General features: G+C 64.5%; 26 protein-coding genes. 12 read left to right on the top strand and 14 right to left on the bottom strand.

Annotated features, from left to right (window positions below; genetic code table 11):
* Nucleotides 1–243 precede the first annotated feature (243 nt).
* The 3 genes from NH14_RS17220 to NH14_RS17210 all read right to left on the bottom strand — a co-directional run bounded on the left by NH14_RS17220 (nt 244) and on the right by NH14_RS17210 (nt 3,906).
* Complete coding sequence (locus NH14_RS17220) at nt 244–1,473, bottom strand: metal-dependent hydrolase family protein (protein ID WP_035525660.1); 1,230 nt, start codon at nt 1,471–1,473, stop codon at nt 244–246.
* Nucleotides 1,474–1,484: 11 nt separating this feature from the next.
* On the bottom strand, nt 1,485–2,813 hold the full coding sequence (locus tag NH14_RS17215; protein ID WP_035525231.1) for an MFS transporter: 1,329 nt from the start codon (nt 2,811–2,813) through the stop codon (nt 1,485–1,487).
* A gap of 160 nt (nt 2,814–2,973) precedes the next feature.
* Nucleotides 2,974–3,906, bottom strand: coding sequence for a LysR substrate-binding domain-containing protein (locus NH14_RS17210; protein ID WP_035525235.1), 933 nt, complete (start codon nt 3,904–3,906; stop codon nt 2,974–2,976).
* Nucleotides 3,907–4,075: 169 nt separating this feature from the next.
* On the opposite strand from NH14_RS17210, the gene NH14_RS17205 reads away from it, so the two are divergent.
* Nucleotides 4,076–4,324 (top strand): hypothetical protein, encoded by a 249-nt coding sequence (locus NH14_RS17205; RefSeq protein ID WP_035525238.1) that lies wholly within the window; start codon nt 4,076–4,078, stop codon nt 4,322–4,324.
* Nucleotides 4,325–4,448: 124 nt separating this feature from the next.
* On the opposite strand, the gene NH14_RS17200 is transcribed toward NH14_RS17205, so the two are convergent.
* Entirely contained in the window at nt 4,449–5,594 is a 1,146-nt protein-coding gene (locus NH14_RS17200) for an acyltransferase family protein (protein WP_052147963.1), read from the bottom strand.
* A gap of 183 nt (nt 5,595–5,777) precedes the next feature.
* Complete coding sequence (locus NH14_RS17195; RefSeq protein ID WP_152617118.1) at nt 5,778–5,984, bottom strand: hypothetical protein; 207 nt, start codon at nt 5,982–5,984, stop codon at nt 5,778–5,780.
* A 294-nt stretch (nt 5,985–6,278) separates the two neighbouring features.
* On the opposite strand from NH14_RS17195, the gene NH14_RS17190 reads away from it, so the two are divergent.
* The gene (locus NH14_RS17190) at nt 6,279–6,920 is read left to right on the top strand and encodes an aspartate/glutamate racemase family protein (RefSeq protein WP_035525239.1); all 642 of its coding nucleotides are present in this window, start codon (nt 6,279–6,281) and stop codon (nt 6,918–6,920) included.
* Between the two features lie 138 nt (nt 6,921–7,058).
* Here the strand turns inward: NH14_RS17190 and NH14_RS17185 are convergent, their stop codons facing one another.
* Genes NH14_RS17185 through NH14_RS17175 form a run of 3 tightly spaced genes read right to left on the bottom strand, consistent with a single transcriptional unit; the run spans nt 7,059 to nt 10,339 of the window.
* Complete coding sequence (locus NH14_RS17185) at nt 7,059–8,555, bottom strand: M81 family metallopeptidase (protein ID WP_035525241.1); 1,497 nt, start codon at nt 8,553–8,555, stop codon at nt 7,059–7,061.
* 42 nt (nt 8,556–8,597) lie between these two features.
* Nucleotides 8,598–9,254 (bottom strand): glutathione S-transferase family protein, encoded by a 657-nt coding sequence (locus NH14_RS17180; RefSeq protein WP_035525245.1) that lies wholly within the window; start codon nt 9,252–9,254, stop codon nt 8,598–8,600.
* 50 nt (nt 9,255–9,304) lie between these two features.
* Nucleotides 9,305–10,339: an acyltransferase family protein gene (locus NH14_RS17175; protein WP_035525247.1), complete on the bottom strand. Its 1,035-nt coding sequence runs from the start codon at nt 10,337–10,339 to the stop codon at nt 9,305–9,307.
* A gap of 226 nt (nt 10,340–10,565) precedes the next feature.
* Here NH14_RS17175 and glnH point away from each other — a divergent pair, with 226 nt between their 5' ends.
* The 5 genes from glnH to NH14_RS17150 are packed head-to-tail and all read left to right on the top strand — an operon-like array spanning nt 10,566 to nt 14,810.
* Nucleotides 10,566–11,312: a glutamine ABC transporter substrate-binding protein GlnH gene (gene glnH / locus NH14_RS17170; RefSeq protein WP_035525250.1), complete on the top strand. Its 747-nt coding sequence runs from the start codon at nt 10,566–10,568 to the stop codon at nt 11,310–11,312.
* A gap of 24 nt (nt 11,313–11,336) precedes the next feature.
* Nucleotides 11,337–11,993 (top strand): glutamine ABC transporter permease GlnP, encoded by a 657-nt coding sequence (gene glnP / locus NH14_RS17165; RefSeq protein ID WP_035525253.1) that lies wholly within the window; start codon nt 11,337–11,339, stop codon nt 11,991–11,993.
* Nucleotides 11,990–12,730, top strand: coding sequence for a glutamine ABC transporter ATP-binding protein GlnQ (glnQ, locus tag NH14_RS17160; protein WP_035525256.1), 741 nt, complete (start codon nt 11,990–11,992; stop codon nt 12,728–12,730). The genes glnP and glnQ overlap by 4 nt, the downstream gene beginning before the upstream one ends.
* A gap of 36 nt (nt 12,731–12,766) precedes the next feature.
* Nucleotides 12,767–13,876 carry a C45 family autoproteolytic acyltransferase/hydrolase gene (locus tag NH14_RS17155; RefSeq protein WP_035525259.1) on the top strand — a complete coding sequence of 370 codons (1,110 nt, stop codon included), beginning with the start codon at nt 12,767–12,769 and terminating at the stop codon, nt 13,874–13,876.
* Nucleotides 13,812–14,810, top strand: a complete 999-nt coding sequence (locus tag NH14_RS17150) for a MurR/RpiR family transcriptional regulator (RefSeq protein WP_035525262.1) — start codon at nt 13,812–13,814, stop codon at nt 14,808–14,810. The genes NH14_RS17155 and NH14_RS17150 overlap by 65 nt, the downstream gene beginning before the upstream one ends.
* Before the next feature lie 11 nt (nt 14,811–14,821).
* On the opposite strand, the gene NH14_RS17145 is transcribed toward NH14_RS17150, so the two are convergent.
* Complete coding sequence (locus NH14_RS17145) at nt 14,822–15,319, bottom strand: RbsD/FucU family protein (RefSeq protein ID WP_035525265.1); 498 nt, start codon at nt 15,317–15,319, stop codon at nt 14,822–14,824.
* A gap of 150 nt (nt 15,320–15,469) precedes the next feature.
* Nucleotides 15,470–16,426, bottom strand: coding sequence for a LysR family transcriptional regulator (locus NH14_RS17140; protein WP_237179659.1), 957 nt, complete (start codon nt 16,424–16,426; stop codon nt 15,470–15,472).
* Nucleotides 16,427–16,642: 216 nt separating this feature from the next.
* On the opposite strand from NH14_RS17140, the gene NH14_RS17135 reads away from it, so the two are divergent.
* The gene (locus NH14_RS17135) at nt 16,643–17,833 is read left to right on the top strand and encodes a M20 aminoacylase family protein (RefSeq protein WP_035525271.1); all 1,191 of its coding nucleotides are present in this window, start codon (nt 16,643–16,645) and stop codon (nt 17,831–17,833) included.
* Nucleotides 17,830–19,137, top strand: coding sequence for an MFS transporter (locus tag NH14_RS17130; protein ID WP_035525274.1), 1,308 nt, complete (start codon nt 17,830–17,832; stop codon nt 19,135–19,137). Before NH14_RS17135 ends, NH14_RS17130 begins: the two co-directional genes overlap by 4 nt.
* A gap of 59 nt (nt 19,138–19,196) precedes the next feature.
* Here the strand turns inward: NH14_RS17130 and NH14_RS17125 are convergent, their stop codons facing one another.
* Complete coding sequence (locus NH14_RS17125) at nt 19,197–19,631, bottom strand: phosphate-starvation-inducible protein PsiE (RefSeq protein ID WP_035525277.1); 435 nt, start codon at nt 19,629–19,631, stop codon at nt 19,197–19,199.
* 199 nt (nt 19,632–19,830) lie between these two features.
* On the opposite strand from NH14_RS17125, the gene NH14_RS33880 reads away from it, so the two are divergent.
* A complete protein-coding gene (locus NH14_RS33880; RefSeq protein WP_269151841.1) occupies nt 19,831–19,965 on the top strand; it encodes a hypothetical protein in 135 nt (44 codons plus the stop codon).
* Nucleotides 19,966–19,984: 19 nt separating this feature from the next.
* Here the strand turns inward: NH14_RS33880 and NH14_RS17120 are convergent, their stop codons facing one another.
* Together NH14_RS17120 and NH14_RS17115 are read right to left on the bottom strand one after the other, a co-directional pair.
* Entirely contained in the window at nt 19,985–21,259 is a 1,275-nt protein-coding gene (locus NH14_RS17120) for an MFS transporter (protein ID WP_152617119.1), read from the bottom strand.
* A gap of 72 nt (nt 21,260–21,331) precedes the next feature.
* Entirely contained in the window at nt 21,332–22,393 is a 1,062-nt protein-coding gene (locus tag NH14_RS17115) for an ABC transporter substrate-binding protein (RefSeq protein WP_052147996.1), read from the bottom strand.
* A gap of 149 nt (nt 22,394–22,542) precedes the next feature.
* On the opposite strand from NH14_RS17115, the gene NH14_RS17110 reads away from it, so the two are divergent.
* Complete coding sequence (locus NH14_RS17110; RefSeq protein ID WP_035525282.1) at nt 22,543–23,208, top strand: response regulator transcription factor; 666 nt, start codon at nt 22,543–22,545, stop codon at nt 23,206–23,208.
* A complete protein-coding gene (locus tag NH14_RS17105; RefSeq protein WP_035525285.1) occupies nt 23,195–24,601 on the top strand; it encodes a sensor histidine kinase in 1,407 nt (468 codons plus the stop codon). Before NH14_RS17110 ends, NH14_RS17105 begins: the two co-directional genes overlap by 14 nt.
* Nucleotides 24,602–24,689: 88 nt before the next feature.
* On the opposite strand, the gene NH14_RS17100 is transcribed toward NH14_RS17105, so the two are convergent.
* On the bottom strand, nt 24,690–25,232 hold the full coding sequence (locus NH14_RS17100) for a gluconokinase (protein WP_035525288.1): 543 nt from the start codon (nt 25,230–25,232) through the stop codon (nt 24,690–24,692).
* Between the last annotated feature and the right edge of the window lie 150 nt (nt 25,233–25,382).

Below are 25,382 nucleotides of genomic sequence, written 5' to 3'. Positions count from 1 at the left end.
AGCATGAAGCATTATTCCCGGCGCGCTGGCCGCGCGCGCTGCGCCTGCGCGCCGAAGCATACTTCATGCCATTCGAATAATAGGCGGCAGTCATTTCGTATTCGTGACATGCAATGCAGTAGCAATTCACTTGCTGAAGTATTCCAAGGCCAAATGAAGTGATAAGAACAGCATGTGTTCACAATAAAAAATGGCGGCGTGCATTTTCAGCACGCCGCCCTTCTGGAACATTCCGCCCCAATCCTAACTGCCCTTCATTACTTTGCCGCGTTGCAGGACATACTCCACGCGCTCGCCATCGTTGGCCACCACGCCAATATCGGCGAGCGGATTGCCGTCGAGCACGAGCACATCGGCAATCGCCCCCGCTGCGATCACGCCCAACTCGCCCTTCATGTTGACGATATCGGCGGCCACGCTAGTCGCGGAACGCAGCGCTTCCAGATTGCCGAGCACTTCGGCGCGAATCCGGAATTCGCCGCACTGGAACGCATGCATTTCGCCTAGCAGGTCCGAGCCGAAGCCCATCGGCACGCCGGCCTTCGCGTAGATCTCCAGCGATTCGCGGCCCGCGCGCTGTACGCTTGCGACTTTCGCCACGGAATCGGGCGGCAGCCCGAACTGTGCGCCGTGCTGCGCGAGCGCGTCATAGGTGACGAGCGTGGGAACCACGAACGCGCCGTGCTCGTGCATGACGCGTGCCGCCGCCTCATCGACGAGATTGCCGTGCTCGATCGTGCGCACGCCGCACCGCACGGCGCGCGCAATCGCACGTGCCGTGTAGGCGTGCGCCATTACATACGTGTTGGCCGCCTCGGCCTCGGCCACGATCGCACGGATTTCATCTTCGGAGTACTGCGTATTGGAGATCGGATCGACCGGCGAGGCCACGCCGCCCGACGCCATAATCTTGATCTGTGTGGCGCCCTTCTGAATCTCTTCGCGCACCGCCAGACGCACGCCTTCCACGCCGTCCACCACGCGCGCAATCGCACCCGTGCGGAAGCAGCACGAGCAAGGTTCGAGCAGGTCGCCGCGCGGGCGAAAATCGCCGTGGCCGCCCGTTTGCGAAAGCGCCTTGCCGGAGGGAAAAATGCGCGGTCCGGGCACGAGACCCGTCTCCACGGCCTGCATCAACGCCCAGTCGGCGCCGCCGGCGTCGCGCACGCTCGTGAAGCCGCGCGAAAGCATGGCCTGCATGATCGGCAGTGCGCGAATGGCCGCGAGGATATTCGGCTGCCCGGCGTTGGTGCCCAGATTCGCATTGGAGGCCAGCACGTGCACGTGACAGTCGATGAAGCCCGGCATCACAGTCTTGCCGCGCGCGTCAATCACGCGGGCGTTGGGATAATCGACCGGGCGATCCGTGACTTCGACAATGCGCTCGCCTTCGATGACCACATGATGATGTTCGAGCAGCACGCCGCGAACGAGGTCGAGTACATTGCCGCCGTGAATTACCGTTATGGACATATTCGTCATCCTCATTGAATTGCCGATCCCGCACGCCGTTCGCCGTGCCGGGCGTCCTTGATGAAAAACGTGCCGACCAGACTGATCGCCGCAGCGACGATCACGTACAGCGCGGGCGCCATATTGCTGCCCGTGCGGGCGATCAGCCACGTGATCAGGAACGGCGCGAAGCCGCCGAAAATCGTGACCGCGAAATTGTAGGCAACCGAAAGCCCGGTCGAGAGCACCCTGGTGGGAAAGAGTTCGGCGAAGGCTGCGAGAATCGGTCCGGTATAAGCGGCGATAAGCACGCCAAACACGGTCTGGAACACGAGCATCGGCATCAGCCCGGGCGCCTGGTTGATCCACGTGAACATGGGCCACGCGAGCACCAGGATCGCGAACGCAGAACCGCAAAGAAACACGCGGCGGCCCCAGATATCGGCAAGCTTGCCGACCACGGGCGAACAGCACATGATCATGAGGCCGCCCATCATGCCGGCGAAGAAGCCTGTGGATTGCGGCAGGTGCAGCGTGCGCACCGAATAGGTCGGCATATAGAAGAGCAGCACGTAGGTGCACACGGTCCAGAGAATCACCATCGAAAAGCTCGCGAACGTCTCGCGCGGAAAGCGCGCGAGCACTTCCTTGAGCGGCGAATGCTCCTTGCCCTGCTCCTCGATGGCGCTGAACGCGGGCGTTTCGTCCATCTGGCTGCGGATGAAATAGCCCACCGGCCCGACCAGGATGCCAAGCAGGAATGGCACGCGCCAACCCCAGCCATACAGCGCCTGGGTATCGAGGAAGGTGGTGGCGAAGGTGCCCGTGGCCGCGCCCAGTAGCACCGCGAAGCCGATGCTCGACTGGATCCAGCTCGAGTAATACGCGCGCTTTCCGGGCGGCGCGTACTCAGTGAGAAATGCGGTGGCGCCGCCCATTTCGCCGCCGGCGGAAAAGCCCTGCAGCAGCCGCGCAACGACGATCAGCAACGGTGCCGCGATGCCCGCCTGGTCGTACGTGGGCGCGAGGCCGATGATGGCCGTGCCGAGCGCCATCAGCAAGATGGTGAGCGAGAGCGCGGCCTTGCGGCCGACCTTGTCGGCGTAGACGCCCAGCACGATGCCGCCCACCGGGCGCATGACGAAGCCCACGCCGAAGGTCGCCACGGTGAGCAGCACGGAACTCAGCTCGTTGCCAGTGGGGAAGAACAGCTTCGCGATGATGACCGCGAAGAAGCTGTAGACGGTAAAGTCGAACCATTCGAGGCCATTGCCCAGCACGGTCGCAATGATGGCGCGGCGCCGCTGCCGCGCGGCTATGTGGACGGCGGGCACTGCGTTTTGCGAAAGTGTTCCTTGCATCGTCTCCTCCCTTTTCTGATCGGAGCGGGACTTGCCCGCATGAGAGACATGCTAAGGACACTCGCGCTAATTCCTGAAACGAAAGATTCGCATGCATGCATGCGCCAGGCGCATGCGAAGCGCTTTTGGCGTGCTTTTGCGCCGCGCTTTTGGGTTGTGCTTATGCGGATGACTGCGCGAATGACTGCGCCGGCATTTGCGCTTGTGCCTGCTCGAATAGCCAGCGAGTGAACAGGCGCGCCGCCTGGTTCTCCGCGCGATCGTTGGGCGAAAGCACGTAATAGCCGCCGCCGTGGCTGGCCATTGCCGGCAAGACGCGCGTGAGCAAGCCTTCGTTCAGGCATGCGTCGATCATGTAGCGCCACCCGAGCGCGATGCCCTGGCCTAAAATCGCCATCTGCACGATTTGCGGGTAGTGATTGATCGTGATGCTGCGCGGGGCCTTGGGCATGTTCACGCCGTTCAGGCCAAGCCATTCGGGCCACGACATCCACTGGCGCTGCCCGTCTTCGAGCAGCAGCAGCGTCTCGTTCGCAAGGTCGCCCGCATTGAGCGTGCGGCCCGCCAGATACGCGGGCGAGCAGACGGGAAAGACCTCTTCGTGAAAGAGCCGGCGTGCGGTATAGGCTGCGCTCGCCTGCTGGCGCACGTAATAGACGCCCACGTCGAATTCCGCCGGCGACATCGACGCGAGGCTGTCGCGCACGATCAGGCGCAGCTTGACGTTCGGATGGGCTGCAATAAACGCCGGAAGCCGCGGCGTGAGCCAGAGCACCGAGACGCCCGATGAGCACGCAACGGTCAGTTCGAGATCGCCGTAATGCTTCATGACCTCGCGCGTTGCGTCGGCGCATTGTGCGAGCAAGCGCTGGATTTGCGCGGCATATTGCTCGCCCGCGATGGTGAGGCGCAGCGAACGATGCTCGCGCACGAACAGCGAGCGCCCGAGAAATTCCTCGAGCTGCTGAATCTGGCGGCTGATTGCGCTTTGCGTCAGGTGCAATTCGCTGGCCGCCCGCGTAAAGCTTGCGTGCCGCACCGCGGCTTCAAAAGCGACCAGACATGGAAGAGGCGGCAAAGGAGCGATACGCATGGCGGGACACGAGCATGAATGGCAATCCCCGCATGATAGATCGTCGCTTCGGCCGGGAGGCGAAATCGAAGACAATACGCGAATGGACATCGACCGCGCGGCCCGCCCATGAGCCGCTACGAGCTGCTACGGGCCGCTATGTGCCGCGCGCGCAACAGGAGATTGCATCATGTCACCCACACCGGACTACTGGTTTCGGGCCAAACGCTATGGCTGGGGCTGGGGCTTGCCGGCCCGCTGGCAAGGATGGGCGGTCCTGCTCGTCTATTTCGCGCTGATTGGCGCCACCGTGCGCTTTGCACCGCCGGACCAGCATCGCGCGGCCTTCATCTCGCTGGTCGTGCTGTACAGCGTTGTCCTCGTTGTCGTGTGCTGGCTCAAGGGCGAGCCGCCCCGCTGGCGCTGGGGCAAGGACTGAGGCCGCTCGCCGTGACAGCTTCGTTCACATTGATGCGCCAGGCCGTGCTCGTAACAAGCACTGCGCAACAGCGTTGTGTCGATGATGTGAATGCGTCGATTCATGGAGTTTTGCCCCCGTCTCCTCAATCGACCACCGATTGCGCAGGCGCCTTCGCAACAAACTTTCTCAGGCGATGCGCGAGCCGGTGCGACGGCCGCTCGACGGCGCAATAGAACGCGTAGCTCGTTGCAATCGCAACGGCCACAGTTGCAAGCCATGCAAGCGTTTGTCCCTGCGGATAGCCGGTCACGCCAAGAATGGCGAGCGCAAGCTTATGGCACAAATACAGGCTGTACGACCACGCGCCGAGCGCACCCGCGTAGCGCCAGAATGCGCTGCTTCCGTGGGTGGCCGTTTCCGCCGCAATCCAGCCGGCCACGACGAACTGAAACACCGGCAACGTGATATCCGGCCCGATGAACGGCAGAAAAGCCGGTTTGATATGCGAGGTGGACGCAAGCAGGAACGTGAACGATCCAGCGGCCACGATCACCACGCGCGCGGCGGCCAGATGCTTCGCGAGCCATCCCGACACAGCGCCGATGCAGCGCGCAATGCTCGCCGTGAGCGCCGATGCGCGAAAGCTCGCGCGGCCGTCGATGGCAGTGCGGTGCATTTCGGCCACGAGACAGCCAAGCAGCCAGCCTGGCAGATACAGGAACGCAGTGCCGGCCACGCCATAGTTTTCATAGACGCAATGCGCGCACACGAGCTGCGTATGCGTGTGCCGGTACCAGACCATCACCGCAGCGGCAAGCGCCACGCCGACGATCATCTCGCCCACGTAGCGAAAGCGTCTGCGCAGCAACGGGTAGATCGTGTAGTAGACAATCTCGCAGTAAAGGGACCAGAGCACCGATTGCAGCAGATTGGCGGCATTGCCGAGCGGCTGGCAGAGCAGCGCAACGACGGCGAGCGGCAATCCAATGCGCACATAACGCGATGCAAAATAATTAATGGGCCGCAGCGTGGCGTCTCGATGATACGCGTTATGAATGCAATAACCGGAGATGACAAAAAACACGATTACGGCGGCCGGTCCCGCGAATAGCAATACGGAGCCGGACCACAGCGCGCCGCCGACGCCCGCGAGCGAGGCCGGAAAGAACGCCTTGAACGGCGGTGGACCAAAGTGATAGAGCATCACCCAGAGCGCCGCCATGAACCGGATCGCGTCGATTTTCAGCGATTTGGCCGACGGCGCGCGGGACGCAGGCGCTCCGGACATGATTTGCCCCTTTTGCTAGTCAATAGCATGGAGCCTACCTTCGCCGATTGCTAAAAAAAACATAAATAAATCCCCGCAAAAATCACGACATAAATCGCGGCTTAAAAATGCGGCATGAATCGCACAATGCCCAGGCTGATTTTCAATCAGGCGGGAGTCGAACGCGGAAGATCGCGGTGTGCTTCACATGCCGCGCAAAGCGGCAATGGTCAGGCGGGACCGATCCAGCGGTGCGCAGTCGTGGGGCTGGCCGCTTGGATCTGCCGAGCGGCAAGGCGATGCGCTGGCGGCATACCGATCCTGGTCGGGAGCGTCCGTCGAGTAATTTACGGCCGCGACAGTAGCCAGTGCCGCAACGGTAAGCGCGCACACGTTTTTCGTGCGCTTCATGGACCGTCTCCTGGTTCAAACGTGCGGGGCGCCTGTGGCTTCGTGCCCGTAGTGACTCGGCCTCGCATCGAATGCAGACAAGATAGTGGGAGCCCCCTGCCGCGCCATGGTCCATTCGGCCTATGGTCTAACGTGGAGACCAGCAGGGCCGTTAGTTATGAAAATGTAATGTTTCATGCAAAATCCAATGGGAGGAGTCATGCTGAAACTCGACTTCCATCCCACCGGTCGCCATGTACGTTATCTTCGCGCTGAGCGCCGCTTCCACCGGCCGATCGTGATTCCCGGAGTGAAATGAACCCTATCCTGCTCATCAACCCTAATACGTCGCAGGCCACCACGCAGATGATGCTGGAGATCGCGCGCGCGAGTCTCGGTGCGCAAGCGGAAGTCCGTGGCCTGACGATGGCGAGCGGCGTGCCGATGATCGTCGAGGAGCACGACCTGCGCGCGGCCGCGGATGCGGTCGGTGCGCTCGACGTGGGCGATGCCGGCGGTGTCATTGTCGCGGCCTTTGGCGACCCCGGCATCGAGGCGCTGCGGCGCAGATTGACGGTGCCGGTGGTGGGCATAGGCGAAGCGGCCATGCACGAGGCGGCGCAACACGGCCGCTTCGGCATCGCCACCACCACGCCCGCGCTGGCTGCGTCGATCGACAGGAAAGTCCGGCAGCTTGGGCTCGCCGCCGCCTTTACCGGAGCGCACTTCACGCCGGGCGACCCTACGCAGCGCGGGAACGATCCGCAGGCGCTCGAAGCCGCGCTAGCGGAGGCCGTCCGGGCCTGCCTGGAGACCGATGGCGCGCAAGCCGTGGTGATCGGCGGCGGGCCACTAGGCCGTGCGGCGCAGGCGCTCGGGCAACGCTTCGCCATTCCGGTGATCGGCCCCGTGCCCGCGGCGTGCCGAGCGATCGTGCGCGCCCTCGACGAACACTGAACGGCCCATTCCGCCCAATCAACGCACGCCAAGATTATGAATTCAGTCTGCGTCGAGCAGCGCGCCAGCCTTCGCGGTTGGTGAGCGCCTGGATGCGTTATCGACAATCGTTCGGATTACCAGGCTTGTGGCATGGGATCACCGCTCGCGCCACGCGGTTTCCTCATCGAGCGGATAAACGGGGCGCGCGAGCCGCGCGTAATGAAAGAGCCCGTAGTCCGATCCCGTGACGCCACGGCTGTCGCATTCAACGAGCCCGGCCGCGATCGGCACGAACACGGGCCGGCAATACATGCGCGATTTCAGCAGCAGAAATCGCGCGCGGCGCGGATCGATGCCCACGCTCTCGAACACGCCGAGGTCCCACGGTTCGTGCGTGCGCTCGGTCACCACCAGCGTGGCCGCGCCCGTGTCGAGCACCGCCGCGCGTCCCATATAGGCGCGCTGGCCGGTATAAGTCGGGCCGGTGATCACGTAGTCGCCATCGGTGATGGCGCGCACGACGCCGGTGGCCATGAACGGCGCGCGCGGCGCAACGCCCTCGCGCGCGAGCTTGTTGCCGATGCCGAGCGTCACGCGCGCCCCTACGCCTACTTCGATCAGCGCCGCAACGGCCTCGGGATCGCACAGCGGACCGCTCACCATGCCCGTGATCCCCTGTGCGAGCGCTGCTTCGAGCAAATCCATCGTGTCGCACGTTCCGCCCGACATGCAGTTGTCGCCGTGATCGAGCAGGAGCACGGGCTTGCCGGTGCTTTGCGCGTCCTGCGCGAGTTGCGCCGCGCGCGCGACCGACTCGGCGAGCGGCGGGCTGCGATAGACGAACTCGCTGCGCTCGTCCCAGATCTGCCGCGCGATGCGCTCGGCCACCGCCTCTGCCGCTGCGACATCGCCATCGCCCACCACCACCACGCTGATGCACGGCGCGGGAATGTCCGCGAGCGAAAAACCCGCGAGCACCGATACGGCCAGCATGCCCGCGGCCTCGGCGGCGCACGCGGCTTCGATGGCGCGGCGCATCGCGCCATCGGCGCTCGCACTGCGCAGCGTGGAGGTGAGCAGCGGCGGACGCCGCCATGCGAGCACTGGCCGCGCGCGCCCCTTCAAGCGCGCGAACAGCAGGCGCGCGGCGTGCTCGCCCGTCTCGTACATGTCCACATGCGGATAGGTCTTGAAGCTCACGATCACGTCCGCGTTGTCGATCATCTTCTGCGTGACGTTGCCGTGCAGATCGAGCGCGACCGCAATCGGCGCATCGGGCAAGGCCGCGCGCACGCGTTCGAGCAGATCGCCTTCGCCGTCGGGCGTCTGCTCTGCGACCATCGCTCCGTGCAAGTCGAGCAACACCGCGTCGCAACCCGGCGCGGCCGCGACGATCGCCTCGCAGATCGCAGCATAGGCATCGGCGGCCACCGGCCCGCTCGGATTCGCCGATGCCGACACCGGCGTGACGATTTGTGCGCCCTCGCGCTCGGCCGCGTCGATGAACGCCGACATCGCCGTGCGCATGCCCTTGTTCTCGCGATACGCGTCCTCGCCCCATGCGGGGCCGTTGCCGCCGAACGCAGCCAGCGGCGTCGCGACCGGCGAGAATGTGTTGGTCTCGTGATTCATGCGGGCAATGAGGATTTTCATTCGAGCTCCGAAATTATCGGCCGCACATCATTGCGCGGAACATCAATCCCTATCCGGCGCCCCCAGCGGAAACAGCGGACGATAGGGCCTGCCCTCCTCCACCGCGCGCGCAAAGGACGGCCTCGCGAGCAAACGCGCGCGATAGGCGCGCAGTACCGGAAACTTCTCGGCGATGCGATGCGTCCAGTCCGCATAAAACAGCGATGGCGCCGCCGCGCAATCGGCCAGCGTGAAATCCGCGCCCACGGCCCACGCGCTGTCCGCCAACCGCGTTTCGAGCCACGCATAGGCCAACTCAAGCTTTTCCCGTGCAAACGCGAGCCCATCGGCACGCTTCGCGGCGTCGCCCGTCAAGGCGCCTTCCACGGCGCGTTGCACGGGCGTCATCACATGCAGATCGAACAAGCGGTCGAGAAAACGCACTTCGAGCGCGGCCACCGGATCGGCCGGCAGCAGGCGCACCGGGCCCGGATGCGCAAGTTGTAGATACTCGATGATGATGCTCGTCTCCGCCACATTGCGCGCCCCGTCCACCAGCACGGGAAACTTGCGCAGCGGCCAGCGTTGCAGCCAGTCGGCGGTGTGCGGCGAATCGGGCGCGATCACGCGGAATTCGAATGGCGTGCCGTTCTCGTACAACGCAACGAGCACCTTCTGCGTGTATGAAGAAAAAGGATGACCGTAGAGAGCCAGCGACATCGTAGAACCTCCCGAAAGGCTGATGGTGACAAGCCGCCAGACTACCGCAATCACTCTGCCGCAAGACGGCCGCGTGGCGCCATCGCACGCTTGAGGCGCAACGCGGGTGCCTCGATGAGTCGCCAGCTTGCGAACGCTAGCGGAACGCAAATCGCGGTCACGCATGCGAAAGCCAACAGCGGCGCAATCGATGGCAGCCAATGCGCCATCAGTTGCGTGACAGGCCAGCCGTAGAGATACAGGCCATAGGAAAGATCGTCGCGCGTGCGCAGCTTCGCGAGCCACGGAGACTGCAACTGCCCCGCATAGAACAGGAGGTAGGCGCCTGTCGTCGACGTCGCCAGGCGTGTCACGATCTGTGGCGCGAACAGTGCGGCAACGAACACGATGAGCGCGCAGACGGCAAACGGCGCGCACAAGGGGATACGTTCGCGGAACACGTAGAAACACACGCCGGCCAGGTACATCGACGCGAACCAGATCATGAAGCCGGACACGCCGAGCAGAGCCAACCCTTCTTCGCCACGCTGATGCGGTGCGCCGTACATCGCGCCGAAATTGACGACAAGCGCGATCGCCAGCACCGCCCAGCGCCGTTTCATGACGCCGCACAGGCCGAGCACTGTCAGCATCAGATAGCAGCGCAATTCGAACGTGATCGTCCACATCGAGCCATTGACCGATGGAACCGGCGAGCCGGAAAACACCGCAGGCGTGCGCGGCTGGCGCAGCCCGATCAGATCGGCGAAAAACTTGTACGGCGACCATTCGCCGAAGTAATGCAGCGTGCTCGCGCCGAGCGGACCGACGACGAGCACCGACAACGCCGACGCCACCACGAACGCCGGATAAAGGCGCAATGCACGCTTTTTCAGGAACGCGAGCGGACGCGGCTCATGCGACCAGCTCTGCGCCGTGAGATAGCCGCTCAGGATGAAGAAGCCGCAAACGCCAATGGTTCCGGCCGACATGGCCGACGACAGGCGCTCCAGCGGATCCAGAAAGCCGAGCAACTCGAACGAATGAGAAAAAATGACCGCAACTGCGAATAGCAACCGCAGAAGGTTGTAGTGGTTGTTATGCACGCGCTTGTCAATGCCATTTTGGGATAGCGCGGACTATATCACCAACGCTTCAAGCCCCACTTCGCCGCTCTGGCGGCACTAACCCCCCATCTCCACTGTCAACCAAGGGTAAACCCGCATCTCGCCGGATTTTTTTGTTTCCCTATTGCGCAAATTATTTTGCGCATAAATACTCGATGCAAATCCACTTGCTTTTGCAGGTCCATCCACCACCGAAGGGGTTGTCATGAAACTCATAGCAAAGCTCGCCATGGGCGCACTCATCGCCGTGTCCATCATGGGTCAAGCGGCGCGAGCCGAGACCTTGCTGGTCGCCTGCGATACCGCATTCGTGCCGTTCGAATTCAAGCAGGGCGACAAGTACGTCGGCTTCGACATCGACTTGTGGTCAGCCATCGCCAAGGATCTGAAGCTCGACTACAAGCTGCAGCCGATGGATTTCAGCGGCATCCTGCCGGCGCTGCAAACCCATAACGTGGACGTCGCGCTCGCAGGCATCACGATCAAGGACGAGCGCAAGAAGGTCATCGACTTTTCCGACGGCTACTACGACAGCGGCTTCATGCTGATGGTCCCCACGGCCAGCACGATCAAAAGCCCCGACGACCTGAAGGGCAAATCGCTCGCCATCAAGACGGGCACCTCGGCGGCGGACTACGCGAAAGCGCATTTCGGCAGCACCGACCTGCGCCAGTTCCCCAACATCGACAACGCCTATCTGGAACTGCAAACCGGACGCGTCGACGCGGCCATGCACGACACGCCCAACGTCCTCTACTACATTCACACCGCAGGCAACGGACGCGTAAAGGCCGTCGGCCCGCAGATGATGGCGCAGCAATACGGCATCGCATTCCCGAAAGGCAGCGCGCTCGTGCCCAAGGTCAACGCGGCGCTCGCGAAGATCGAGGCCGATGGCCGTTACGCCGCGATCTACAAGAAGTGGTTCGGCGTCGAACCGGCCAAGTCCTGATCCACCGGAACCCGGAGAGCCTCCATGCAGTTCGATCTTTCGGTCGTTGTCGACGCGCTCCCCGCCCTGCTCCAGGGCGCGCGGCTCACGGTGCTGATAGCCGCCGTGGGCCTCGCGGGCGGCCTGCTCGTCGGTTTCCTGTTCGGCCTGATGCGCGCCTACGGCAACGCGCTCACGCAGAAAATCGCCTTCGCCTACGTCGAATTCGTGCGCGGCACGCCGATCGTGGTGCAGGTGATGTTCATTTACTTCGCACTCCCGTTGATGCTGCATGTGCGGGTGGACGCGCTCACTGCCGCGATCGTCTCCATCATCATCAACTCGGGGGCCTACATTGCTGAGATTGTGCGCGGCGCATTTTTGTCCGTGCCGCGCGGCCTCAAGGAAGCGGGACTCGCGCTCGGCATGCCGATGTGGCGCGTGCTCGCATTCGTGGTGGGGCCCGTCGCGGTGCGCCGCATGACGCCGTCGCTCGGCAACCAGTTCATCGTGAGCCTCAAGGACACGTCGCTCTTTATTGTTATCGGCGTGGGTGAACTGACGCGCCAGGGCCAGGAGATCATGGCCTCGAATTTCCGCGCGGTCGAAATCTGGACGGCCGTGGCAATCATCTACCTGTGCATGATCGGCGCGCTGACTTTCTGCCTGCGCACGATGGAAAAGAGGATGCGGATACTATGAGCACCGGCAAAACGATGGTGCAGTTCAAGGGCGTGACCAAGCGCTTCGGCCAGACGACCGTGCTCGACGCGGTAGACCTGACCATTCACGCGGGCGAAGTCGTGGTCCTGATCGGGCCGTCAGGTTCAGGCAAATCCACGCTCCTGCGGTGCATCAACGCGCTCGAGCATATCGACGGCGGCGATCTGGTCGTCGACGGCATCAGCGTGCGCGACGGCTCGCGCCAGGTGCGCGAGATCCGCAAGGAAGCGGGCATGGTGTTCCAGCAGTTCAACCTGTTTCCGCAACTGACGGCGCTCGAGAACGTCGCGTTCGGCCCGCGCCAGGTGCGCGGCATGGGCAAGAACGAGGCCCACGCGCTCGCGCGCGAACTGCTCGCCAAAGTCGGTCTCGCGGAGCGCGTCAACCACTATGCAAGCGAGTTGTCCGGCGGACAGCAGCAACGCGTGGCGATTGCACGCGCGCTCGCCGTGAAGCCCAAGTTGATGCTGTTCGACGAGCCTACCTCCGCGCTCGATCCCGAGTTGCGCCAGGAAGTGCTGCGCGTGATGCAGTCGCTCGCGGAAGAAGGCATGACGATGGTGGTGGTGACGCACGAGATGGCCTTCGCGCGCAAGGTGGGCACGCGGCTGATCTTCATGGAGCACGGCCATATCACCGTCGACGGGCCGCCCACCACGCTGCTCGACGCGCCGCCGAATCAGCGACTGCGCGATTTTCTTCAGCATGTCGAATGAATTTGCAAGCGAATTTTAAAGCGCATTTTTAATGCTATGCCAGTACTCGATTTCATCAAAATTTCTGGCACGCCCTTCGAAGCCGGCCAGGCGCTGGGCCGATTCGGGTCCGGCGCGGTCCATCGCCATTTGCTTCAAACCGATGCGTGGCGCCAGGTAATGCAATGGCGCGGCAGCCAGTTGGCCGCGGCGATGGCGCAGCACATCCAGCAGCGCTTCCCGCGCATCTGGCAGGAATTGCGCGGGCTCGCCGATGGGCTGGGCGTGCCCTTCGAACAGGTCTTGCTGTGGAACTGCCGTGGCGACCTGCGGCTAGATCCGCATGCGGCGGGAACCCACGACGGTTGCACGACTGTACAGCTTGCGCGCGGCGAAAGCCGGCGCATCAGCCACAATGAAGACGGCGACCCCGGCTTTGCAGGACATTGCGCAATTGCAGAGTGCCGCATCGAAGGCAGTCCCAGCTTTGTGTCGTTCGTCTATCCCGGCTCGCTGCCGGGGCACACGTTCGCGGTAACGGAGGCGGGCCTCGCCGTCACCGTCAACAATCTGCGCCCGCTGCACATCGACGCGGGCGTGCCGCGCATGGTGCTCACGCGCGCCGTGCTGGATGCACCCGACCTCGACGCCGCCGTCGCGACGCTGCGCGATACCCCTCGCGCCGGCGCGTTTCACCTCACGCTCGGGCATCGCGCGAGCCCCGAGTTGTTCAGCGTCGAGTTCAACGCGCGCCATTGTTCAGTGCGTGCCGTCATGGAGCCGTCGGTGCACGCCAATCATGCAATCCACCCCGCAATGCGCGACGATCCGCAGGTCGTGACCGATTCCTCGCGCGACCGGCAGCGGCGCGGCGAGCAATTGCTGGCGCAGGCGCGCGGCGCGGTCGACCCGCTCGCGGTGCTCGCCGACACGGACGACACGGACGACTGGAATCCTGCGGCGCTGCCGATCTACCGCACCGACCCCCACGACCCCGATGGCGAGAACACACTCGCTACCGCCGATATCGCGATCAAGACGTCTCACATAGAATGGGACATTTACGAACAGCCCGGGACGCCGCCCCGGTATCGATTGATCGATGGACACAGACAAGCACAAGACGCGCCGCCCGAAGAACAGCCGCGACGCGGCGCCGGCGTCTGACGCCATGCCCGGCGCGCCGCGCACGGTCGACGGCCTGCGCGAACTGATGGTGCGCATCGGGCGCGGGGAGGCGAATCTTTCGCTCGGCGGCAAGGCGCATTCGGTGCTGGCGCACCTGCTCGAACAGCCCGAGGAAGTCGCCGTGCGCACCATCACCGATCTGGCCACGGCGCTGGGCGTCAATGCATCGACGCTCACGCGCCTGACCACGAAGCTCGGCTACACCGGTTTCGCCGATTTTCAGGGCATCTTCCGCGACAGCCTGGCTCAACAGCATCGGCATTTTTATACGCACCAGGCGGAGCGGCTGGTCGCCGGAAAGAAGCCGCGTGCGCAATCGGCGCAAGCCAACCAAACATCGCCCGAGGTCGAGGTGGTCGCCCAGCTTGCGCACGAATCGGTCGCCAACGTAGACGCATTTCTCACGCGGCTCTCGCCCGCCGACCTGCGCGGGGCGGCGGCACTGCTTGCCGGCGCCCCGCGCGTGCGCGTGCACGGTCTGCGCCAGTTCAGCGCGCTCGCGAGCTTTCTCTGCTATGGACTTGGCATGATTCGCGCCGACGTTGCCCTGCTGGATGCGCACGGCCTGGGCGTGGCCGAAGGCCTCGCGCAGTTGCAGCCCGGCGACGTGGTGGTCGTGTCGAGCGTTGCGCCCTACACCCGCAGCGTCGCCGATGCCGCCGTGGCCGCCGCCGCCGCCGGCATGACCGTGATCGCCATCACCGACACACTCGCATCGCCGCTCGTGCCGCCTGCGCGACACACGTTTCTGATTCCGCACGAGAGCAGCTTCTTCAGCAATAGCATGGGCGCGTATCTGATCTTCTGCGAGGGCTTGCTCAACCTCGTCGCGACGCACCTGGGCAAGCAGTCGCTGCAAGCGCTGGCGCGGCGCGAACGGCTCATTACGGCGCTGGGGATCGAAACGGGCTGAGCGGCCGGCGGCTACACCTGCTGCACGCCCGGCCGCTCTGGCTCACTCACGCGCGGCATATCCGGCGCAAGCAGCACGCCCTTGGTAAACACAAAGCAGCCATAGCCGCGCGCTTCGCCCGTGGCGATCACGCAGTACGCCTTGCGCGCGCGCGCGTAGAACGCGTGGCGCTCGATAGGCGCGAACGGCACGGCGCGCCCTTCGGCGGCATCGACTTCGGCCTGCGCTTCGCGCTGCACGGCGGGAATCGTGTCGGGCTCGCCCACCACTTCCATGCGCATCGCGGGCGACTCCACGAACGTATCGAGCGGCAATACAGAGAGGATCGCGCGCACGGCGCGCGGCGAGTCCGCGCCGTCCATGCGCAAGAGTTTGCCCGATACAGTTGCGCGCGCAACCGAATCGGCAGGGAAATTCGCATCGCAGACCACGACCTCGTCGCCGTGGCCCATGGCGCGCAACGCGTGCAGCACGTCGGCGTTCAGCAGCGGGTCCAGATTTTTCAGCATGCGTGTCTCCTCTGTTTACCTTGTCGATGTCGATGAAATGATGGTGCCGGCCACCGTTGCAATCATATCGTGACGGCAGGCAGGAGCCAGATTGCCATGCGCCGTCAGGCGTCGGTTGTGACGAGAACCGGTTGGCTGTTAGTTGCACTTCTACGGCGACTGGTCCTGCAAAAAACTGTGTGCAAGCTGCTTCCACAAATGATCGGCCGCCGGCGACAGACGCCGGCCCACGCGCGTGATCATCTGGCTGGCGAAGCCCGCCGCAATCGGATGATCGATCGGCACCGCCACCAGTTCGCCCAGATCGATGCCGCGCCGCGCGGTGATCGACGACATGAAGGCCACGCCGAGGCCCGCCGCCGCGAGCGTCTGCGCCGTATTGAAGAGGTCAACGCGATACGCGGGCATCACGGTGAGGCGCACGTCGTCGAGCAGCGACTGCACGAAATGCTGCACGCCGAACGCCTCGGTCATGAAGATCAGGCGCTCGTGCACGAGTTCGGCGGGCGGCACCTTGGCCAGGCGCGCGAAGCGGTGCGAAGGCGCGACCACCGCGCATAGCGGCCGCGCCGCGAACGGATGAATGCGCATGACCGGGTCTTCGGCCGAGCGCGCACACAGGCCGATATCGACGACATCGTCGCGCACCAGCGACAACACGGCCGGCGTCGGCCCCGAGCGAATCTCGACGAGGATGTCCGGATAAGTCATCGAAAAGCGCTGCAGCGCCCGCGCGATCAGGTTGCCGATAAAGCCCTCCCCGACGCCGAGCGCCACCCGCCCGCGCTTCAGGTGCCGGTACTCCTCGAGACGCGCGATCAGGTCGCGCTCGCGCCGCTGACCGTCGCGATAGTGATCGATAAGCACCTGGCCGATTTCGGTCACCACCACCTGGCGCCCGCGCCGCTCGATCAACGGGAAGCGCAGCCGCCGCTCCAGCGCCGCCACCTGCCGGCTGATCACCGAGGCATTGACGCCCAGCGCATCGGCCGCCATGCGCACGCCGCCGCTGGCCGCAATCTCGGCCAGGTAGCGCAGCGAGCGCTCCCCGATTTCGTCGATCCATCGGTCCATCGGCCCGCCAGCGCCGTCGCCCGTCTCTTCCATCTCGCCCCCTTTTGCCGCGACAGCCGTCTCGCGGACCACCCAATCGTTGACCTGAAGGCAACATTCTCGATGCGTTTCTGTCATGGGTCGAGTATTTCGTCGGTGCAATACTCGGCGCTGCACGGGTGCACGGCGCCAACCCAGAGCCGGCATGCCCCGAAGCACACACGATTCGACGCCGTGCGCGTCCACGCCAATATCAGGAGCCACCACCCCATGAGCGAAAGCCGTTATTGCGAAGTTGCCGACCTGGCCCAGGCCCGCGAGCAACTGAGCGAGATCCGCCATCACATTCACAAGCACCCCGAACTGTCTTACCAGGAAGCCAATACCGCGGAATTCGTAGCGCAAAAGCTCAAGGCGTGGGGCTATGACGTGACACGCAATGTCGGCGGCCATGGCGTAGTCGGCTCGCTGAAGGTGGGCACGAGCGAGCGCACGGTGGGTGTGCGCGCCGACATGGACGCGCTGCCGATCCACGAGCAGACCGGCCTCGCCTACGCGAGCATTCACGACGGCAAGATGCACGCCTGCGGCCACGACGGCCACACAACGGTCCTGCTCGGCGCGGCGCAGCAGCTCGCGAAGACACGCAATTTCGACGGCACCGTGCACCTGATCTTCCAGCCCGCCGAAGAGGCCGGTTCGGACAGCGGCGCCGTGCGCATGATTGCCGACGGCCTGTTCGAGCGCTTTCCGTGCGAGGCCATCTTCGGGCTGCACAACCACCCGGGCGTGCCCACCGGCACCTTCGGCTTTCGCAGCGGCGCGCTGATGGCCGCCTGCGACACCGTCAAGGTGCGCATCGCCGGGCGCGGCGGCCACGCCGCGCGCCCGCATCTGGCGATCGATCCGGTGCTGGTGGGCAGCAGCATCGTGATGGCGCTGCAATCGATCGTGTCGCGCAACGTCGATCCGAACGAAGCCGCGGTGATCACCGTGGGCTCGTTCCGCTCCGGCTTCGCGCCCAACGTGATTCCCGAGGACGCCGTGCTGGAACTGAGCGTGCGCTCGTTCTCGCCGGCGGTGCGCGAGACGCTCGAAAAACGCATTCGCGCGCTGGTCCAGTCGCAGGCCGAGGCCTATGGCGCGAGCGCGGAAATCGACTACATCAGCGGCTATCCGGTGCTCGTGAACAGCGACGCCGAGACCGAGTTCGCGCGCAAGGTGGCCGAGGAACTGGTCGGGCCGGAGCACATCATCGCGCCGTTCCCGCCCATCGCGGGCAGCGAGGACTTCGCGTACTACCTGCAGGAGCGCCCCGGCTGCTTCGTGCGCCTTGGCAACGGCGAAGGCCGGCCGATGCTGCACAACGCGCGCTACGACTTCAACGACGACAACCTCACCGTGGGCGCGGCGTTCTGGACGCGCCTCGTCGAACGCTTCCTGAGCGAGGCGCGCGCATGAACATCGCCGCCAGACCGCTCGCCCCCGCGCACGCGCAAGCGCCCGAGATGACGCCGGGGCAACAAAGAAAGATCGTGGTTGCGGCCGTGATCGGCAATCTGCTCGAGTTCTTCGACTTCACCGTCTACAGCTACTTCGCGCTCACGATCGGCCAGCAGTTCTTTCCCTCCGACGACCCCGTCACGTCGTCGCTGCTCGCCTTCGCGGTGTTCGCCGTGGGCTTCGTGATGCGCCCGCTCGGCGGCATCGTGCTCGGCCGCTACGCGGACCGCGCCGGCCGCAAGCCCGCGCTCACGCTCACGATTCTGTTGATGGCGCTGGGCTCGGCGGCCATCGGCCTTGCGCCCAACTATGCGCAGATCGGTCTCGCGGCGCCGGTGCTGATCGTGGCCGCGCGGCTCTTGCAGGGCTTCGCGCAGGGCGGCGAATTCGGCGCGGCCACGGCCACGCTGCTGGAGATGGGCACCACGGCGAACCGCGGCTTTCGCGCGAGCTGGCAGCTTGCGAGCCAGGGCGCGGCGGCGCTGCTCGGCTCGGGCCTTGCGGCGAGCCTCGGCTTCCTGCTCTCCGCCGAGACGATGCACAGCTGGGGCTGGCGCATTCCGTTTCTGGTGGGCACGCTGATCGCGCCGGTGGGCATCTATCTGCGCCGGCATATTCGTGAAGAACCGCCCGCCGCAAAAGCCGTGGCCACCCGCGACGACCCGAAGCGCGGCCTCTACGTGCGCAACTGGTTTCTCACGATCTTCGCGATCATGGGCATGTCGGTTTCGACCTACGTGATGATGTATTACATGCCCACCTTCTGCATCCAGTACCTGGGCCTGCCGCCGAAGATGTCGATGCTCGCGGGCGTGGCGTCGAGCACGATCTCGCTCGTGATGTGCCCGATCTACGGCGCGTGGTCCGACCGCATGGGCCGGCGCAAGCCGCTCACGATCGTCGGCCGCATCGCGCTGATCCTGCTGCTATATCCGGCGTTCTGGATCATGACGCACTTTCCGTCGCTGCCGGTGGTGCTCGTCACGCTGATCGTGCTGATGCTCTGCTACACGATGGGCTCCGCGCCCGCCTACGCGCTGATGCCCGAGAACTTCCCCAAGCATCTGCGCGCGGGCTATATGTCGAGCGCGTATGCGATCGCCGTGTCGGTGTTCGGCGGCACCTCGCAACTCGTCGCCGGGTGGCTGATCCGCGAGACGGGCAGCAAGATGGCGCCCGCGTGGTACATGATCGTCTGCGTGCTGATTTCGCTGATTGCGGTGTCGATGTTCGAGGAGACAGGGAACAAGGCGCTCGATTGAGCGCGGCTTGAACGTGGCTGGCGCGCCGGTTCTCCATCGCGCGCCCGCCTTCACTGCCTCTAGTTCGCCCCTTCGCCCTTCGAGCCGGCCGGCTCGCTCGGATATTTCGTCCGGCCGTAGCGAATCAGCAAGACGCCCAGCGCAATCAGCACGATTGCGCCCGCCGACGCCAGCAGATGCAACTCCGTATTCGATCCCGAGCGCAGGATCAGATCCCGGGCGATCGACACCATCGCGATGTAAAGCGGAAAGCGCACCGGCAATTGCCCCGCCTTCAGGTACTGCCCGACCATCGCGAAGACTTCCAGATAGAGGAACATCAGCAGCAAGTCGGTCAGCGTGACGCCATCGGAATTCACCATCCTCCAGATCAGATGGATCATCGCCGCAACCGTACCGATGCCGATAATCCCGAGGCCGAACAGTTCGGCAAGCTCCATCGCGCGCTCGAGCCGTCCCTTGATCGCCTTTTGCAAGGCGTTCTCGTATTTCATGTTCCCTCAATCCATTGAATAACCTGTCGGAACGCGCAATCGTAACGCGAGACCGTGAAATTCAAAAAATCGGGCCAGAAAAGTACGAGCGTGCGATGTCTCGAGCCGCATCCGTCCTTGCTTTCTCAAGGGATATACCTATAATAGGGTTTACCCCTAGGGTATTACCCTGGGCAACCATCTTAAGCACGAGGACATCATGGCCGCACTCATCGGCATCGTTTCGTCTACCGCAGCTCACGCTTTCGAGGCAATCGGCCGCTTCAGTGTCAAGGCGCTCAATCGCCACCTGGAATACTGCGAGCTGCTCGCAGAAGCGCAACGCCGTTACTAAACGCGAAACACCACAGACGCTACCCCCTCGCTGAGACGCTGGCTCCTGCGGCATACACGCGCCCGGAACGGGTCCAGGCGATGAGCGCGCCCACGCCGAGCACGGTGAGGCAAACAATCGGCACGATCATCGGACCGAACGCGGTTCCGGTGGCCTTACCGGCAATCGGCATCAGGTTCTGGCCGAAGAAACCGCCGAGATTGCCGATGGAATTGATGGCCGCGACGCTGGCCGCGGCACGCGCGCCGGTGAAGTAGCGCGGCGGCATCGACCAGAAACACGGGTACAGCAACGGAATGCACGCGCCGCCGAACACGAGTGCGATAAAGCGCAACGGCGTGGTGGGCAGCAGCAGGCTCAGCAGAAAACCCAGCGCGCCCAGTGCGGCAACGATGGAGATCGCGCGCAGGATGCTTTTCGCACGGCGCAGCTTCCCCGGCAAATACAGCAGCAGCAACACCGAGAGCGCCCACGGCAGCATGCTCAGCATGCCGTTGGTGCTGCTCGACACGCCGAACGACTTCACGAGCGTCGGTAGCCAATAAGTCACGCCGTAGAGCGACGTCGACATCAGCATATAGGTCGCGGCAAACAACATCACACGCGGATCGAGCAGCGCCTTCCAGGGCTGCGAATGCTCCGCATGCTCGGGCTTCTCGCGCTCGAGCGCGGCGGCAACGATGTCCTTCTCGTGCGCGCTCAGAAAACCCGCCTCGCGATACGAAGCCGGCAACAGCTTGAACACCGTGACGGCCACCAGCACGGCGGGCAGGCCCGTGGCGATGAACACCCATTGCCAGCCCGCGAGCCCCCACACGCCGTTCAGGCTCAGCAGCCAGCCGCCGACGAGCGAGCCCAGCATGTTCGCAAGCGCGCTGCCGAGCGTGAACACGCCGAGCACGCGGGCGCGATAGCTTTGCGGAAACCACAGCGTGAGGTAATAGATCACGCCCGGATAAAAGCCGGCCTCGGCGATGCCGAGTGCGAGGCGCAACCCGCAGAACACGTTCATCGAAGTCGTGAAGCCCATCAGCACAGTAATGACGCCCCACGTGAACATGATGCGCGCGAGCCACACGCGCGCGCCGAAGCGGTGCAGCGCGAGCGTGCTGGGCACTTCGAACAGCAGATAGCCGATGAAGAACAATGACGACGCAAGGCCGAACGCCGTCTCCGTCATATGCAGGCTGTGCACCATCTGCAGCTTCGCGAAGCCGACGTTCTGCCGGTCGATGAAGGAAATCAGGAACATCACGACGAGGATCGGCAGCAGGCGCCGCGCGATCTTCGACATGACGAGCCGTTCCTCCGCGGGCTGAAGTTCAAGGGTTGATGCAGCGTTCACTATGGGCTCCTTATGGTTTTGTCAGGACGGGCGAAATTCGCCCAGCGCGGGTGCGAACATCTCGTTCCATGCGCGCGGTCTGGACTTGATCGTGCCGACCATGTAAAGAAAATCGACGTACTGCATCAGCTGTTCGGGCCACACGGAAAAGCGCGTTTCGGGCGCGGCGAGCATCTGCATCACGCCGTCGTGCGAAACATCGAGCCCCGAAGCAGCGACATAGATGGCTGCCGCCGCTTGCCGATCCTGCGCGATCAGCCGGTTCGCTTCGTCGAGTGCGCCAAGGAAGGCGCGCACGAGCGCAGGCTCTGCGTCGACGAGACGCTTGGGCGCGTACACCACGTCGAGCGTCAGCGAGCCCAGCACGTCGATAGAATTGACGACGCGATGAATGCCTGGATGCTTCAATTCGAGCGCGGAGAACGGCGGCGACGCGAAATGCGCGGTAATGCCGTTTTCATGCCGGACCAGTGACTGCACCGCCTGCGGATGCGGCACGCTCACGGTGATCGAATCGAGCTGCGCGAAGTGCTTCGGCCCGAGCAGCCTGCTCGCCACCATCTGCAGCACCACCGCCGAGAGCGAAGTGCGAATGCCCGGCACCGCAATGCGGTCGGCGCTCGTGAAGTCGCCCAGCGTGGCGATGCGCGGCTGGTTCGTATTCAGCGAGAGCGACGTGGTGGACAGCCCGCTCACGCCGATCACCTCGACGTTCGGAATGCCGCGCGCCCTTGCCCACAACTCGATGAACCCGGGCGCGCCCACCGCCGCGAAATCGAGCGTGCCGGCCATCATGGCGTCGTCCACCGAGTTGCCGCCGTCGAGCAGCGTCCAGTCCACGCTCACGTCGCCGAAGCCCTGGCGCGCCGCGTACCGCTCGAACAGACGCTGCTTCTCCATCACGAGCAGCGGCAGATAGAGCAGACCGTAGCCCTTCGAAATGCGCACCTTGCGCGGACTCGATAGCACGGAAGCGGACACCAGCGCCGGCGCGAGCGCCGCGCTCAGGCCCGCCGTGACGAGCGCGCGCCGACGCAGCGAAGGCGCCGTGCTTTCGGGCGCCGCGCGCGGGTGCTGCCCCATCTTGTCGTCTCCTCGCGTTTTGTTGATCATCGGGTCGCGGCCTCTTTCATGGAGCGTGAGATTACCGGGCGAGTCTGAGAAAATGCTGAGACAGCCCCCCCGGGAAAACCCGCAAACTCCACCATGAACAAGACGGCAGGAACCGCATCATGCGCATTCTGGTAGTCGAAGACGACGCGCAAATCGGCGCGGCGATGCGCAGCCGGCTAACGAAGCTTGGGCACGCCGTGGATCTCGAAGCGGATGGTGCAATGGCCAACAGCCTGCTCGGCGTCGAGCGTTTCGATCTGGTCGTGCTCGACGTGATGCTGCCTTCGATGGACGGCTTCGCGATCCTGCGCAATCTGCGCGCGGCCGGCTCCGCCACACCGGTGCTTCTCGTGACCGCGCGCTCCGCCATCGACGACCGCGTGAGCGGCCTCGGACTCGGCGCCGACGATTACCTCGTCAAGCCCTTCGACTACCGCGAACTCGAAGCGCGCGTCCAGGCGCTGTTGCGCCGCCATAGCGGCCATGCGAACGACCTCGTCAAGGTCGGCGGACTCACCATCGACCGCAGCAGCCGGCTCGCGGAACTCGACGGCAAACCCCTCTCGCTCTCGCGCCAGGAGTTCGCGCTGCTCGAAATTCTCGCGAGCCGCCCGCAGCGCATTTACTCGAAGGAAGATCTGCTGAACCAGTTGTTCAGCTTCGGCCACGAACCGAGCGCGAACGCCGTCGAGCAATACGTCACGCGCGTGCGCAAGAAACTGCAGGGCAGCTCGGTCGAAATCCGCACGGCGCGCGGCATGGGATATCAAATTGCTGCGCTTTGACTGGTTCCGCAAGACGCTGCTCGGGCGCACGCTGCTCTTCATCGCGCTGGTGGTGGCCTCGGGCGCGCTCGCGCTCGCCGTCATCGCGCGCTACTACGCGGGCGTGGCTTCGGAGCGCGCCTACGACCAGTTGCTCGCCGGCGCCGCCATTCAGGTGGCCGAGAATCTCTATGTGCAGGGCGGCGTGCTCGCGCTCAATCCGCCGGTGGCGGCGCTGTCCTCGCTCTCGCGCTATGACCTCGTCTACTACAAGGTGGTCGATTCGCGCGGCGTCGTGGTGGCGGGCTACGGCAACCTCCCCAGTCCGTCCAGCACGACGACCGGGCGGCAAGGCCCCGAATTCGCGAACGGCACCTACCAGCGCCAGCCCATCCGCACGGCCACCATCGCGCGCTACATGCCCGAGGAACGCGTACCCGGCTGGGCCATCGTGACCGTTGCGCAGACAACGAACGCGCGCGAACAACTGACGAACGACATGAGCTTCAAGGTATGGACGCTCATTCTGATGATGAGCGTGCTCGCGATCGGCGCAAGCTGGCTGGCGATCCGGCGCGGCCTGCGGCCGCTCGCGCGCATCGAGACGATCATCGCCGCGCGCGACCCGGCCGACCTGCGGCCCGTGGAGCACGATACGCCTGGCGAAATCAACGCGATCATCGGCGCCATCAACGGACTCATTGGCCGCCTCGCCGAACGCATGACGGCGATGCAGCGCTTCATTGCCGATGCCGCGCATCAGATGCGCACGCCGATCGCACGGCTCGATGCGCAGATCGAGCTGCTCAGCGGCGAGACCGATCCCGCCCGCTACGCGCAGGGACTCGACGCGTTGCGCACGACCTGCTCCGATGTCGGCCGGCTCACGGGGCAATTTCTCAATCACGCGATGGTGATTCATCGCACCGAAGCGGTGCCGTTGCAGCCCGTGGATCTGGTCGCGCTCGCGCGCGAGGCGATCGGGCGCACGATCCCGCTGGCGGGCGAGCGCGACGTGCAGGTGGCGTTCGAAAGCGATGCGCCGCACGCGTGCATCGACGGCGACCCGATCAGCCTTCAGGAGGCGCTCTCGAACGTGCTGCACAACGCATTGCTACACGGCAATGCAGACGAAATCGTCGTGCGCGTGGCCACCGTCGCCCCCGCGGGCGACACGCTCACGCTGACGGTGACCGACAACGGCCGCGGCATCCCGCGCGAACATTGGGAGGCCGCGCTGCGGCCGTTCGAGCGCTTCGAACCCGATGGCGCACCGCGCCGCAGCGGTTCGGGCCTCGGGCTCGCGATCGTTCAGGAAGTCATGAATGCACACCACGGGCGCGTCGACTTTGCGTTTCCTGAAAACGGCGGATTTGCCGTCACGCTGGTGTTTCCGGCCAGCCACCGGGAATAGCGCGCGGCACCCCGTCGCACACCAGCCGAACGGAGTGTGGCCGCTGCTCATTGCGACCCTGAATCCCCAACCCAAAGACAGCGCTATCTCAAGCTGCCTGCATCAATCCCGCTGGCATCGGCGCGCTCGTGCACCACGCCACCGCGTCAGTGACGATGCTGGCTAGCGAGCGCGTGCCGTCGACGGTCAAGGTCAGAGGCTCGGTCACCGGCGGCTCCAGCGCGGCGAACTGGCTTTCGACTAGCGACGCCGGCATGAAATGGTCTTCGCGCTGCGCCACGCGCTGGAGCGCCTCCGCCTGCGGCAGATCGAGAAACACAAAACCCAGCGAAGCCGTGGCCGCGCGCAGCCGGTCGCGGTAGCGCTCCTTGAGCGCGGAGCACGCCAGCACGGCGCGCTCGCCCCGGCTGGCGGCGCGCTCGAGTTCGGCACCGAGCCGGTCGAGCCAGCCGGCGCGGTCCTCGTCCGTGAGCGGGATGCCGCGCGCCATCTTGTCGACGTTCTCCGGCGGATGGAACGCATCGCCCTCGATCAGCACGCCGCCCACACGTTCGGCCACGGCCCGCGCCACGCTGCTCTTGCCGCAGCCCGCCACGCCCATGACAACGACCGATGAAATTTGCCGGGTCATTCGAATCTCCCTGAATGCTGAGATAGCGCTATCTCTTGACATCGAAAAAATTGCACCGTCGCTTTAGAGCCAAATTCCCGTTCAATAAGGGACATTACCGTTGCGCGAGATGCGAGACAGCGCTATCCTAAATCGATCAAGGCAACCTCG

This window comes from Paraburkholderia sacchari (assembly GCF_000785435.2).
Taxonomy (GTDB): Bacteria; Pseudomonadota; Gammaproteobacteria; order Burkholderiales; family Burkholderiaceae; genus Paraburkholderia; species Paraburkholderia sacchari.
This window is presented reverse-complemented; position numbering and strand designations above follow the sequence as displayed.